We start from the raw sequence: 11,865 nt of genomic DNA, 5'->3' as shown, positions 1-11,865 counted from the left end.
GGGCATTGGGTGCGAAAAACGCACCGAAGGCCACATTGGGTGCGTCAGACGCAACCAAGGCCACATTGGGGCGCTGCTAACCCGCGGAGATCGCCGACAGCCGGAGGGCGGAGAGCGGAGCGGGGCGGCCGTAGAGGTAGCCCTGCGCGGTCGTGCACCCCGCCGCGGTGACCAGGGAAGCCTGCTCGGCCGTCTCGATCCCCTCGGCGACCACGTCCAGCTCGAGATCCGCGCACAGCCCGACCAGCGACCGGCACAGCGCCGCGTCGCGCTCCGGCTGCACCCCCGTCGTCAACGCCCGGTCCAGCTTGATCAGGTCGACCGGCAGCGCGTGCAGCACCGTCAGCGAGCTGTACCCCGCGCCGAAGTCGTCCAGCGCCACCCGCACGCCCAGCTCCTGCAACCGCCGGATCGCGCCCGCCCCCGCCGCCAGGTCCGGGACCGGCACCGTCTCGGTGATCTCGACGACGAGCCGGGACGCCGGCAGCCGGTAGCGGTCCAGCGCGGAAGCGACGCTCCGCTCCAGCGCGGCCGCGCCGAGGCGGCTCGCGCACACGTTCACGTGCACCGTCAGGTCCAGCCCGGCCGTCGTGATCTCGCGGCACGCCAGGTCCAGCACCAGCGCGTCCAGCTCGGCGCCGAGGCCCGCGCTTTCGGCCGCGCGGACGAACGTCTCGGGTGAGACCGCCGTGCCGTCGCGCGTGGTCCAGCGGGCCAGCGCCTCCACGGCCACCGGTGCCTCGTCGGCCAGCCGGACGATCGGCTGGAACACCAGACCGAAGCCCTCCGGAACACCGCCCGAAGCCCGCCGCAACGCCGACGGGAAGTCCGGCGGCCCGTCCTGCGACGGGCGGTAGACGACGGTCGTGTCCTTGCCCAGCCGCTTGCCCGCGTACATCGACGTGTCCGCGCGGCCCAGCAGGACGTCCGACGTCACCAGCGGCTCGGCCGGGTCCGGCACGACCAGGCCCATGCTCGCGCGGACCGGGACGAGCGTGCCGTGCACCGCGAACGGCCGCCGCAGCGCGCCCTGGATCCGGTCGGCGACCGCCTGCGGCGCGTCCACCTCGCCTTCCAGCAGGATCGCGAACTCGTCGCCGCCCAAGCGCGCCACCGTGTCGCCCGCGCGCACGCAGCTCAGCAGCCGCTGCGCGACGGCGTGCAGCAGGACGTCACCACCCGCGTGCCCGAACCGGTCGTTGACCTCCTTGAAGTCGTCCAGGTCGACGAAGATCAGCACGAGCGGCCGGTCGACGGTCTCCACGGCGCGGTCCAGCCGGTCGGCGAACAGCGCGCGGTTGGCCAGCCCGGTCAACGGGTCGTGGTAGGCCTGGTGGGTCAGCTGCTGCTGCCCGTCGTAGACCCGGCGCAGCAGCAACCTGTTGTCCAGCAAGGAAAGCAGCTGCCGGGCGAGCACGAGGAACACCACCAGCACGCCGACGAACACCTCGACGCCGTCCGGTCCGGCGCCGGCCAGCAGCTGGCCGGTGATCAGCAGCGCCACCGCCGTCACCGGGACGTACGGCAGCGCCAGCTGCCACCAGTCGACCCCGCCCGCCGGGCTCACGTCGTCGTGCCGCCGCTGTCCCGGCGTCACCAGCAGGGCGAAGGCGATGAACAGCGGCCCGAGCACGAACCCGCCGTCGGACCACGGCTTCATGCTCTCCGCGCCGATGCTGACCAGGTAGGCGAACACGCTGTCCGAGGCGGCCAGCGCGACGATCCCGACGGCGGCCAGCAGCAGGTTCCGGCGGTAGGGCCGGTCCACCCGGTCGAACACGACCAGCAGCACGGCGACGACCACGATCACCAGGTCCGAGAGCGGGTAGGAGATGGCGACGGCCCAGGTCGGCTTGTCCGGCGCGGTGGCCCGGACCAGCTGCCCGAGCGCCGCGGTCCAGGTGAGGATGAACAGCGAGCCGGTGACGATCAGGCCGTCGAGCACCACCGCCACGCCGAAGTGCGCGGTCCACTGCGCGGGCTGCCAGCGTTCGCGGTCCGGCCGGATCCGCGCCCGGGCCAGGACGAACAGGGCGGCGAGCGCGAACACCGGGAAGCTGAGGTAGCCGACGTCGGCCAGGGACGGCGACGGCAGCCCGCGCCCGTCGATCAGCTGGTACCACGACCAGACGCACTGGCCGAGCGACCAGCCGGTCATGCCGATCGCCACGAGCACCCGCCACCACCGCTGGTGCCCGCGGACCCGGCGCGCGACCAGGACGCCGCAGACGACCGCGCCGACCCCGGCGCTCAGCTGCATGGCGTCGTCGACCCACAGGGCGAAGGTGTCGCCCCAGAACGCGAAACCGTTCACCACGACCAGGGCCACCGTCATGACGACGAGCAGGACCGCCACCGGGTACCGCCGCACTGTCATGGCACCTCACGTGGCTCACCGCCGTCGGACCGGCAAACACTACACCGCGCGCACGGCCGTACCGGTTCACCGCACCGGTGGCCGGCACCCCTCATCAGGCGATGTCACGGCGGTGCAGCAGCCAGCCGCCGAGCACGCCGAACGCGATCAGGTAGGCGGCCAGCACGACGGTGGCCTGCCCGGAGCCGACGATCGGGTCGACCCCCGGCGCGCTCGCCCCGAACGCCGCCGCGAGCGCGCCCGCGTTCGGCCCGGGGATGGCCTTCTGCAGCTGCGCGACCCAGTCCAGCAGGGGCGCGGCGATCGACGCGAGGAGGTTCTGCACGGCCAGCAGCCACACCAGGCCGAGCCCGATCGGCAGCGCGACCGACCGCAGGCCGATCGCGAGCAGGACGCCGAGCGCGCCCCACATCGTCGTGACGAGCCAGCCGGCGCCGAGGCCCAGCAGGACGTCCGGCACCGGCGGCCAGCTCAGTGCCTGGTCCTTCAGCGACGCGACGAGCACGCTCGCGCCCGCCGTCGCGGCGAACAGCGCGAGCACGACGGCCAGCGCCCCGATCGCGACCGTGACCAGCTTCGCGGCGAAGACGGCGACGCGTGACGGATGCTGCACCAGGACCGTCTTCCACGTGCCGTAGCCGTATTCGCTGCCCGCCACCAGCACGCCGAAGATCAGCGCGAGGGCCCCGACGAAGACCGGCAGTCCGCCCAGCGCGCTGCCGACGAACGCGCCGGGCAGCATCGCGTCCAGCCCGCGGCCGGAGCCCGGGGGACCGGCAGCGCCGCTCAGCCCCGCGTACGGGACGGCGTAACCGAAGGTCAGCGACAGCACGACGGCGACGGCCAGCAGCAGCCAGCTCGCGGGGCGGCGGGCCTGCTTGGTCAGCTCGGCGCGGATGTCACGCAGCATGGCCGGTACCTCCGGTCAGGGCGAGGAAGGTCTGTTCGAGGTCGGGTTCGCGCCAGCGCAGCTCGGTGACGGTGACCCCCGCGCCGACGAGCTCGGCGTTGACGCGCCCGGCTTCGCCCGGGTCGACGTCGAGTTCGAGGGCTTTCCCCTCGACGCGGACGCCGCCGTAGAGCCGGCGCAAGTGGTCGCGGGCCTGCTCGAGCGGCTCCGCGACGACGCGTAGCGCGCCGCCCGCCCGCAGGTCCTCGACGGTGGTTTCGCTGACGAGCCGGCCGTGGTCGAGGACACCGACGCGGTCGCAGATCTGCTCGACCTCGGCCAGCAGGTGGCTGGACAGCAGCACCGTGCAGCCGTCGGCGGCGAGCTTGCGGAGGGTGACCCGCATGTCGGCCATGCCGGCCGGGTCGAGGCCGTTGGTCGGCTCGTCGAGCACGACCAGCTCGGGGTCCTTCAGCAGCGCGGCGGCCAGGCCGAGCCGCTGCTTCATGCCGAGCGAGTACGTCGAATACCGGTCCTTCGCGCGGTCGGCGAGGCTGACGACGTCGAGCACGGCGTCGACCCGGGTGCGCCGCACGCCGGCGTGGTCGGCGAAGACCCGCAGGTTCGCCCGGCCGGACAGGTACGGGTAGAAGGCCGGGCCTTCGATCAGCGCGCCGACGCGGGCGAGGCTGCCGGGCCCGGGTTCGGCGCCGAGCACCCGGACGCGGCCGGCGGTCGGCCGGATCAGGCCGAGCAGCATCCGCAGCGTGGTCGTCTTGCCGGCGCCGTTCGGGCCGAGGAAGCCGTAGACCTCACCGGCGTGCACCGACAGGTTCAGGTCCTCGACCGCGGCGGCCGGTCCGTAGCGTTTGGTCAGGGCGGTGGTTCGAACGGGCAGGGGCATGGGATTCCTTCCGGACGCGGCCCCACGGCTTGAAGACCGAGAGGACGCTGGCGAACAGCAGGAGCGCGGGCGCGACGACGACGGGGTAGAGCAGGCCTTCGGGGTGCTCCGCGGCCTCGTCGATCCCGGGCCGCAGCGCGAAGAGGATCAGCAGCGCCATCAGGACGTTGACGGCCAGCTTCACGGCAACCCACCAGTAGCGGACGAGGCCGTACTTGCTCCCGAGCCCGAGCACGACACCGCTGGCGAGCGTGAGCAGCGCGGCGACCAGCATCGGCCAGACGGCGAAGAGGCCGAGCGCCCGCAGGCTCGTCGCGACGACGGCGGCGTCGTCCGAGATCAGCGCGGTGCAGACCAGGATGCCGAGCACGGCGTCCATCCCGATCCACAGACCCGCCGAGAAGATGTGCGCCACCAGGTACCACTTCCGGGCCCGGGGCTTGAGCGTCATGGTGCCTCCTTTCGGGATGGCTCAATGGTGGTGATCCGGCGGGCCCCGGTCGTCCGCCGGCGTACGGCACTTGCGTCTACGCCGGATCGCGTACGCCGGTGTCACAGATGCGCGCCGGGACTCGTCAGGGGTGTGTGAGCGAGAACGACGTGATGATCGAGCGGCCGCGGCTGATCGCGATCGCCTACCGGCTGCTGGGTTCCCTGAGCGACGCCGAGGACGTCGTCCAGGAGGCGTACGGCCGGTGGTACGCCCTGTCCGCGCGGCAGCGGGACGCGATCGGCCGGCCCGGCGCGTGGCTGACGACCGTCGCGAGCCGGATCTGCCTGGACCTGCTGGGCTCGGCGCGGGTCCGCCGGGAGCGGTACGCCGGCGAGTGGATCCCGGAGCCGGTGCCGTCGGACAGCCTCGCGGACCCGGCGGAGCTGGTGCTGCTCGAGGAGTCGATCACGATGGCGTTCCTCGTCGTGTGCGAGGCGATGACGCCGGCGGAGCGGGTCGCGTTCGTCCTGCACGACGTGTTCGGCTACCCGTTCGCCGAGGTGGCTTCGGTGCTGGGACGCACTTCGGCGGCGTGCCGTCAGCTCGCGACGTCGGCCCGGCGCCGCCTCCGTCCCGCTCCGTCGCCGTCTCCGGCGCGGAGCACCGAGGTCGTCCGGGCGTTCAAAAAGGCCTGGGAAGCCAAGGACATCGCGGGCCTGGTCGGGCTCCTGGACCCGTCGGTCGTCGCGGTCGCCGACGGAGGCGGTCTCGCCAGTACGGTGGCGCACCCGGTCGAGGGCGGGGAGCAGGTGGCGCGCTACACCGTGCGGATCACCGAGCGGGTCCCCGCCATGAAACTGCGGGAGCGGGTGGTGAACGGCCGGGCCGGGCTGGTGGCCGAGCGCGACGGCGTGGTCGAGACGGTGCTGGCGTTCGACGTTGCCGACGGGGTGATCAGGCGGATCTGGGCGGTGCGGAACCCGGAGAAGCTCCGGCCGTGGCAGGCGGCGTAGCGCTCACAGGCCGCCCTCGACCGGCAGGCCGGCGCCGGTGACGAAGCGAGCGGCGTCGGAGGCCAGGAACACGACGGCGCCGGCCAGGTCGGTGACCTCGCCGGACGCGGGCCGGGTGCCCGGCTCCGGCGAGCCCAGCCCGGGGTAGACGCAGTTGACGCGCACGTCGTAGCCGAACTTCCCGGCCTCCGCCGCGGCCACCCGGGTCAGCCGGTCGACCGCGGACTTCGTCGCCGAGTAGCCGGCGATGCCGGGGAAGGCGACGGTCGCGGCGACCGACGCGATGTTGACGACCGCGCCGCCGTGGCCGGCCGCGCCGCCCGGGCGCATCGCGCGGAAGGCGTGCTTGATGCCGAGCGCGGTACCGAGGACGTTGACGTCGAGCATCCGCCGCAAGCCCGCCGGGTCCAGGTCGGCGAGCGGGCCCGCGATTTCGACGTCCGCGTTGTTGACCACGATGTCCAGGCCGCCGAGCTCGGCGATGGTTTCGCCGACGGCCTGCTCCCAGCTCGCGTCGTCGGTGACGTCGAGCCGGACGAACGCAGCGGCGGCGCCGGTCTGCTTCAGCGCGTCCGCGGTCGCGCGGCCCAGGTCCTCCCGGACGTCGGCGATCACCACCGCGGCGCCGGCCTCGGCCAGCGCTCCGGCCAGGCCGGCCCCCAAGCCGCCCGCGCCGCCAGTGACCAGCGCTGCGCGCCCGGACAGGTCGTGCCGCCCCATGGACACCTCCTCCTCGAGCCGGTCGGCGCTCAGCATCTCCGGGGCCTGGACGGTCGTCAAGGGTCTCTTGGACGCTTGTCAAGGAAAAGCTGGTCAAGTGCTCGATAGACTGGATCCGGCAACGACTACGTGACGGACGGTGCAGGTGACTGAGGCGAAGGAGCGGACCCGGGACCGGATCTCGCGCCGCCAGGTGGACAAGTTCGCCGACCGGCGCGCCCAGCTCGCGGCGTCGGCGCTGCAGACGCTGGCCGAGCTCGGCTACGCGCGCACCAGCCTGCGGGAGATCGCGCAGAACTCGGAGTTCTCGCACGGCGTGCTGCACTACTACTTCACCGACAAGGTCGACCTGCTGACCCACTGCGTGCGGCAGTTCGAGGAAGTGTGCGTCACCCGGTACGACGAGATCGTCGCCGGCGCGCGGACGGCGGCCGACCTGGAACGCGACTTCGCGGCGGCGATGGCCGCGACGCTGCGCGCGGACGCCAAGATGCACCGCCTCTGGTACGACCTGCGCAACCAGAGCCTGTTCGAGGAGTCCTTCCGCGCCGACGTGCTGGAGATCGACCGGCGCCGCGAGGAGATGATCCACCACGTCGTCGCGCGCTACGCCGAGCTGGCCTCGGCTTCGGCTGCCGTGCCTCAGGCCGTCGCCTACGCGCTGCTCGACGGCCTGTTCCAGCAGGCCCTGCTCCGGCACCTGGCCGGTGAGGAGGAAGCCGCGGCCGGGCTCGAACGGGCGGTCCCGTCCGTGCTCGCGCGCATCGTTTCCGGCTAGGGGCCCAGGCGCTGGTGCAGGGTCTGCGGCGCCGGCACGACGAAGACGATCGCCGTCGCCACCACCCCGACGAACAGCGACAGGTGCGCCGCGGCCGGCACGGCGCTGACCAGGAACAGCCGCAGCGACCCCGAGACCAGCAGGCGCCACATCTTCGGGTTCATGATCAACAAGTACCCCGGTCCGCTCCCGGCCACGCGACGATCACCCGCAGGAGTGGCTCGGCGGTGGCCGGGTATTCGACGCTTTCGACACGGCCCGGGCGAGGTGTCCCGGGGCCGGTCGTTTTCCGATGCGAAATCGGTGCGGCCGCCAAGAATGCGTCGGCCGGGAAGGTTTTCCCGTTTCCCGCGGCGGCGGGTCCGGAAACCGCGGGATAACGATCCGTTTGCCGCGCCATGATCGACTGGACATCCGCGTCGGGGCTGACGACTATTGATTCCCGTGCGGGAACGGCGAGGGAGGAACGGTGGACCTCAGTGCGGCGGATGTGGTCGGCGAGCTGAAGGTCTTGCGCAAAGGGAGGGGAATTTTCACCACACCGCTCGCGGATCGCGTCGGACCCGCTTTGCGCGCCACATGTGGCATTTTGGAAGATGACGACTCGGTGGCCATGAGGCGTAAACTCACGGACCGATTGCGGCCACTGGTCGAGTCGTTGCCGGACGATCTGAAGATCGCGTTGCGGGCGGCGTTCGCACTCGACGAGCGGGCGCGGAAGCCGTTTTACCAGGAACGGGTGCACTGGGCGGCGATCACGCTCGACCGCGACGACCGGACGGTCCGGCGGCGGATCGACGAAGGAATCGAGCAGGTCGCGGCAATGGCCGTGGCGGCCGGTGCCCCGGATGCGCGGCCGCGCTATCCGAGCCGGAGTTGGCACACCGAAGAACTGCGCGTCACCCTCGCACTCGACCAGCCGGTGGCCGAGGCGTTCGAATTCCGCCGGGTGGTCGCCGACGCGGACGAAATCGCCGAGCTGGACCTGGCACTGACCCTCACCGCGGCCGCGGAATCGGGCGTTTCGGTACGCGAGTCGGATCTGGCGGTCGATGTGTTCCACGGTGGTGTGCTCGCCGGCCGGGAGATGGAGTCGAGTGACCGGTTCGGGCTGGCGTTGCGGTTGCCGGAGCCGCTGCGACGCGGTGAGCGCCACGACATCGGACTGCGATTCCGGGCGAACATGCGGGAACCGCATTACATCTGCGTGCCGCGGCACCCGTGCGATCTGTTCGACCTGCACGTCCGGTTCGGCGACCGGGTGCCGGACCGGATCGTGCTGCTGGAAAAGGCGTTCCAGAACGACACGCGCTCCCCGCGCGGCGCGGTGCTGGAGACCGACGACGCGGGTGAGGTGCACGTCCGGTTCCGGCACCTCGCGCCGGGCTTCGCCTACGGGATCAGCTGGCAGCCGGCCGGCGCCGGGTGAGCGTCAGGGCCAGACCAGCCGTTCGAGCGCGTGGAGCGCGGACACGAACGGCTCGGGCAGCCGGACGACCTGCTTGGCGGCCCGGGCCTTGGCGGCCAGCGCGGGGCTGACGCCGGGCGCGGATTCGGCGTCGCGGGCGGCGTCGTCGACGAGTGCCGTCGCGCGCTCGAGCGGGCCGCGGCCGCCGAGGGCGAGCGCGAGGCCGAGGTCGAGGCGGGTCTCGAGGGTTTCCGGGTGGGTCCGGCCCAGCAGCCGGATCTGCGGTTCGCGGATGCCTTCGAGCAGGTCGGCCTGGCGGTCGAACGCGCGGAGCCGGGCGTGCGCGAGGCCCATGCCGTGGCGGATCCGCAGGTGCAGCAGGTGGTCGTCGCCCAGAACGCGGCGGACGATCCGCTCGGTCCCGGCCAGTTTCTCCAGTGCCTGCCGCGGTTGACCTCCGGCCAGCAAGGCGCGTCCGGCGTGGACCGACGCGGTCAGCGTCAGGGGGCTTTCGCTGCCGTATCGGTGGGCGTAGGTCGTCTCGAGTTCGGCCGGTTCTTCGCCGGCCACAGCTGCTTCGGCTTGGACCACCTGCGCGTCGGGACAGTCTTCGATGCGCGCGGCGACGTCTCCCGCTCGCTTCGGCTGCCCGGCCTGGAGGAGGTTCCGGGCGTACTCGAGGGTCAGGTCGTCGTGGATCGGGCCGGGGTCGGCGAGCGCGGGTTCGAGGAGTGCGACGGCCTCCCGGGGGTGGCCGCGCAGCCGGCGGGCTTTCGCTGCGTGGCGGCGTTCTTCGCCGGTGGTGGGGAGGTGGGCGTGCCAGAACGTCCGGTCGGCTTCGGCGTAGTCGCCCTGGCTGTCGAGGGCTTGGGCCGCGACCAGGGCGGCTTCGCGGTCGCCGGGGGTCAGGACGAGGGCCTGCCGCGCGTGCCCGAGGGCTTCGGCGTCGAGCCCGCAGGCGAGTTCGACCCGGGCCGCGGCGGTGAAGTCCGCGCAGGCCGCCTCGCCGGTCGAGAGGACGACGGCGTGGATTTCCCCGGCGGCGGCGGGATCCCCGTGCGCTTCGTGCGCGGCGGCGAGGGGACGCAGGAGCGCGACCCGGTGAGCGGCGCTGTGGTCGGCTAGTACGCGGGCGTGCTGGAGCAGGAGATGCCGCCGGAGGGCGGTGGTCTGGTCCTCGGCCGAAGAATCATCGCTGTCGGTCAGTGCGGTGAGGACCGCTTCCGCCGCCCGGTCCGCGCCCGGCTTCCCGAACGCGCCGCACGCGACCTCCACCGCGAGCGCCTGCAGCCGCACGTTCCCGTCCACCCACGTCGCGAACCCCCGCGCAGCCAGCTCCGCCACCGCCGCCTCGAACTCGGCGGGGTCCACCGCACTCCGAGCCACCTCCGGCGGGATCGGGGCCGGGGCCAGTACCCCGCCCAGCCGCACCACCTCGCGAGCCGGCCGGCCGAGCCGGACGACCACCTCCCGGATGGCGTGGGGTGCCGTGTCCGGCAGGGTGTCCGGCGACGTCCCGGGCCGCTCCCGCAAGGTCAACGCCGTGGCCCGCAACGTCATCGGATGGCCGTCGCAGCGGGCGACGAAACCCCGGTCCGGCGCGCCCAGTACCCGCAAACCCTCCTCGAGCGGCAGGCCCGGCACCTCCACCGTCGCCCCCGGCCCGCGGTCGCGCCGGCTCGTGAGCAGCGTGCGGACCCGGCGCGCCGGCAGCACGACCCGGTCGAGGACGCCCGGTGGCAGCCCGGCCGGGACGTCGTCGACGAGCACCAGCACCCGCTCGCCCGCCGTCTCGATCGTGCGGGCCAGCCGCGTGCGCACCCGGTCGAACCCGAGTCCGGACGTGCCCGCCGCCGTCGCGAGGGCGAGGTGGAACTGCGGGAGGAAGTCGTCCGGGTCGAGGTGGCCGAACGGGCCCGTCCGCAGCACGCGGCCCCCTGACCGGCCGAAGAGACTCGCGTACTGCTCGGCCAGGGTCGTCTTGCCGACGCCCGCCGGCCCGGTGAGCGAAACCGTCCGGCGCGCGACGAGTTCCCGGTGGATCGCCGCCAACGAGGAAAGCCCGGGACCCACGGAAACGGCGGAACGAACCCGCCGGACGAGGTCCGGCAGCGATTCTCCCGGAACGAGCGTCAGCACGCGGTCCGTGCGCAAACCGGGTGGAAGATCGGCGAGCAGAACGCGGGACGCCGCCAGTTCCCGGGCGCAGCGATCGAAATCATCGAACGGATCAGCGCGGAAAACGCGCAGCCCGTCGGCGCGCAACGCTTTCTCCGCTGGGTCGGCCGCCGCGGAACACAAGAACACGTCGAACCGGGCGGCGGCCGTCGCGGGGGTCCCGGTGGCGTTCAATGGGTGATCATGGCTTCGGTTCCTGACGGTCGGGTCGAGTCACGCGGCAAGGATCGGAACGCGGCCCGGATTCGCTACCGGACACCCCGCGACGGCAGGATCTGTCCACTAATTGACCCGAGTGCGGGGGAGGACCGCCGGGTAACACCGGTGGCCCGTTAGTGGTTAACGGACAATATCTGGACAAGAACCACACCACTGCAACGTTGCTGGTCAGCGGCTCGATTACTCCGGTTGTCGGACCGAAAATCGTGGGAAGCGGATTGAAGAATCGTCCCAGGACCATTGTGGGCTCTGGTGGGCGACGGGTTACCCGAGAGCGGTCCGGTGGACGATGCGAGGAGGGAAACCCGTGGACACCATGACGGCGGAGACGGCGGTCGAAGGCTACGTCGTGCTCGACGAGCTGCCGCGTCCGGACGGCAAGCTGACGAAGGAGCAGCTCGACCCCTTCGTGGCGGCGGCGCGTGCCGGCGACCCCGACGCGGTCCAGGCGCTGCTGCGGCTGATCAAGCCGACGGTCGTGCGCTACTGCCGCGCCCGGATCGGCGGGCGCGACCTGTCGTACCTGTCGGCCGACGACGTCGCGCAGGAGGTCTGCCTGGCCGTGCTGAAGGTGCTGCCCGGCTACCAGGACCGCGGTGGTTCGTTCCTGTACCTGGTGCGGGCGATCGCGGCGAACAAGGTCGCCGACGCGTTCCGCTCGGTGGCGCGCGACCGGTCGAAGCCCGTGTCGGAGCTGCCGGACCGGCCGCTGGGCGGCAACGAGCCGGAGAGCCACGTGCTGGAGCTGGACCTCGGCGCGCGGCTGGGGCGGCTGATGGCGTCGCTGCCGCCGTTGCACCAGGAGATCCTGTCGCTGCGGATCGTCGTCGGCCTGTCGGCGAACGAGACGGCGGAGGCGCTGGGCATCTCGGCGGGCAACGTCCGCATCACCCAGTACCGCGCCCTGACGAAGCTGCGCGCGATGATCCCCGAGGGGGGGCTCTGA

Annotated in this window: 11 protein-coding genes; 4 read left to right on the top strand and 7 right to left on the bottom strand. The window is 72.6% G+C overall.

The annotated features are described in order from the left end of the window. Positions 1-76: 76 nt before the first annotated feature. The 4 genes from AB0M83_RS42385 to AB0M83_RS42370 form a co-directional block, all read right to left on the bottom strand. Positions 77-2,377 (bottom strand): EAL domain-containing protein, encoded by a 2,301-nt coding sequence (locus AB0M83_RS42385; protein WP_364526510.1) that lies wholly within the window; start codon positions 2,375-2,377, stop codon positions 77-79. Positions 2,378-2,471: 94 nt separating this feature from the next. Continuing rightward, positions 2,472-3,287 carry an ABC transporter permease gene (locus AB0M83_RS42380; protein WP_364526508.1) on the bottom strand — a complete coding sequence of 272 codons (816 nt, stop codon included), beginning with the start codon at positions 3,285-3,287 and terminating at the stop codon, positions 2,472-2,474. Continuing rightward, complete coding sequence (locus tag AB0M83_RS42375; protein WP_364526506.1) at positions 3,277-4,170, bottom strand: ABC transporter ATP-binding protein; 894 nt, start codon at positions 4,168-4,170, stop codon at positions 3,277-3,279. The genes AB0M83_RS42380 and AB0M83_RS42375 overlap by 11 nt, the downstream gene beginning before the upstream one ends. Next, positions 4,079-4,621 (bottom strand): hypothetical protein, encoded by a 543-nt coding sequence (locus AB0M83_RS42370; protein WP_364526504.1) that lies wholly within the window; start codon positions 4,619-4,621, stop codon positions 4,079-4,081. The genes AB0M83_RS42375 and AB0M83_RS42370 overlap by 92 nt, the downstream gene beginning before the upstream one ends. A 152-nt stretch (positions 4,622-4,773) precedes the next feature. Here AB0M83_RS42370 and sigJ point away from each other — a divergent pair, with 152 nt between their 5' ends. Beyond that, positions 4,774-5,616 (top strand): RNA polymerase sigma factor SigJ, encoded by an 843-nt coding sequence (gene sigJ / locus AB0M83_RS42365; RefSeq protein ID WP_364526516.1) that lies wholly within the window; start codon positions 4,774-4,776, stop codon positions 5,614-5,616. A 3-nt stretch (positions 5,617-5,619) separates the two neighbouring features. Here sigJ and AB0M83_RS42360 read toward each other — a convergent pair whose 3' ends face one another. After that, positions 5,620-6,396, bottom strand: coding sequence for an SDR family NAD(P)-dependent oxidoreductase (locus AB0M83_RS42360; protein ID WP_364526502.1), 777 nt, complete (start codon positions 6,394-6,396; stop codon positions 5,620-5,622). Between the two features lie 85 nt (positions 6,397-6,481). Here AB0M83_RS42360 and AB0M83_RS42355 point away from each other — a divergent pair, with 85 nt between their 5' ends. Continuing rightward, on the top strand, positions 6,482-7,114 hold the full coding sequence (locus tag AB0M83_RS42355) for a TetR/AcrR family transcriptional regulator (RefSeq protein ID WP_364526500.1): 633 nt from the start codon (positions 6,482-6,484) through the stop codon (positions 7,112-7,114). Here AB0M83_RS42355 and AB0M83_RS42350 read toward each other — a convergent pair. Then, positions 7,111-7,278: a hypothetical protein gene (locus tag AB0M83_RS42350; protein ID WP_360681870.1), complete on the bottom strand. Its 168-nt coding sequence runs from the start codon at positions 7,276-7,278 to the stop codon at positions 7,111-7,113. The genes AB0M83_RS42355 and AB0M83_RS42350 overlap by 4 nt on opposite strands. Positions 7,279-7,772: 494 nt before the next feature. On the opposite strand from AB0M83_RS42350, the gene AB0M83_RS42345 reads away from it, so the two are divergent. Further along, on the top strand, positions 7,773-8,543 hold the full coding sequence (locus AB0M83_RS42345; RefSeq protein WP_364526498.1) for a hypothetical protein: 771 nt from the start codon (positions 7,773-7,775) through the stop codon (positions 8,541-8,543). A gap of 3 nt (positions 8,544-8,546) precedes the next feature. On the opposite strand, the gene AB0M83_RS42340 is transcribed toward AB0M83_RS42345, so the two are convergent. Continuing rightward, entirely contained in the window at positions 8,547-10,874 is a 2,328-nt protein-coding gene (locus AB0M83_RS42340; RefSeq protein ID WP_364526496.1) for a hypothetical protein, read from the bottom strand. Between the two features lie 361 nt (positions 10,875-11,235). On the opposite strand from AB0M83_RS42340, the gene shbA reads away from it, so the two are divergent. Next, positions 11,236-11,865, top strand: a complete 630-nt coding sequence (gene shbA, locus AB0M83_RS42335) for an RNA polymerase sigma factor ShbA (protein WP_364526514.1) — start codon at positions 11,236-11,238, stop codon at positions 11,863-11,865.

This window comes from Amycolatopsis sp. NPDC051106 (genome assembly GCF_040682775.1).
Taxonomy (GTDB): domain Bacteria; phylum Actinomycetota; class Actinomycetes; order Mycobacteriales; family Pseudonocardiaceae; genus Amycolatopsis.
Note: the sequence above shows the minus strand (reverse complement) of the source record. Positions and strands in the feature narration are given on the sequence as shown.

Coding starts and splice junctions, on each gene's coding strand:
- AB0M83_RS42385 (WP_364526510.1), bottom strand. CDS start 2,377: ATGACAGTGCGGCGGTACCCGGTGGCGGTCCTGCTCGTCGTCATGACG.
- shbA (WP_364526514.1), top strand. CDS start 11,236: ATGACGGCGGAGACGGCGGTCGAAGGCTACGTCGTGCTCGACGAGCTG.
- AB0M83_RS42370 (WP_364526504.1), bottom strand. CDS start 4,621: ATGACGCTCAAGCCCCGGGCCCGGAAGTGGTACCTGGTGGCGCACATC.
- AB0M83_RS42350 (WP_360681870.1), bottom strand. CDS start 7,278: ATGAACCCGAAGATGTGGCGCCTGCTGGTCTCGGGGTCGCTGCGGCTG.
- sigJ (WP_364526516.1), top strand. CDS start 4,774: ATGATCGAGCGGCCGCGGCTGATCGCGATCGCCTACCGGCTGCTGGGT.
- AB0M83_RS42380 (WP_364526508.1), bottom strand. CDS start 3,287: ATGCTGCGTGACATCCGCGCCGAGCTGACCAAGCAGGCCCGCCGCCCC.
- AB0M83_RS42375 (WP_364526506.1), bottom strand. CDS start 4,170: ATGCCCCTGCCCGTTCGAACCACCGCCCTGACCAAACGCTACGGACCG.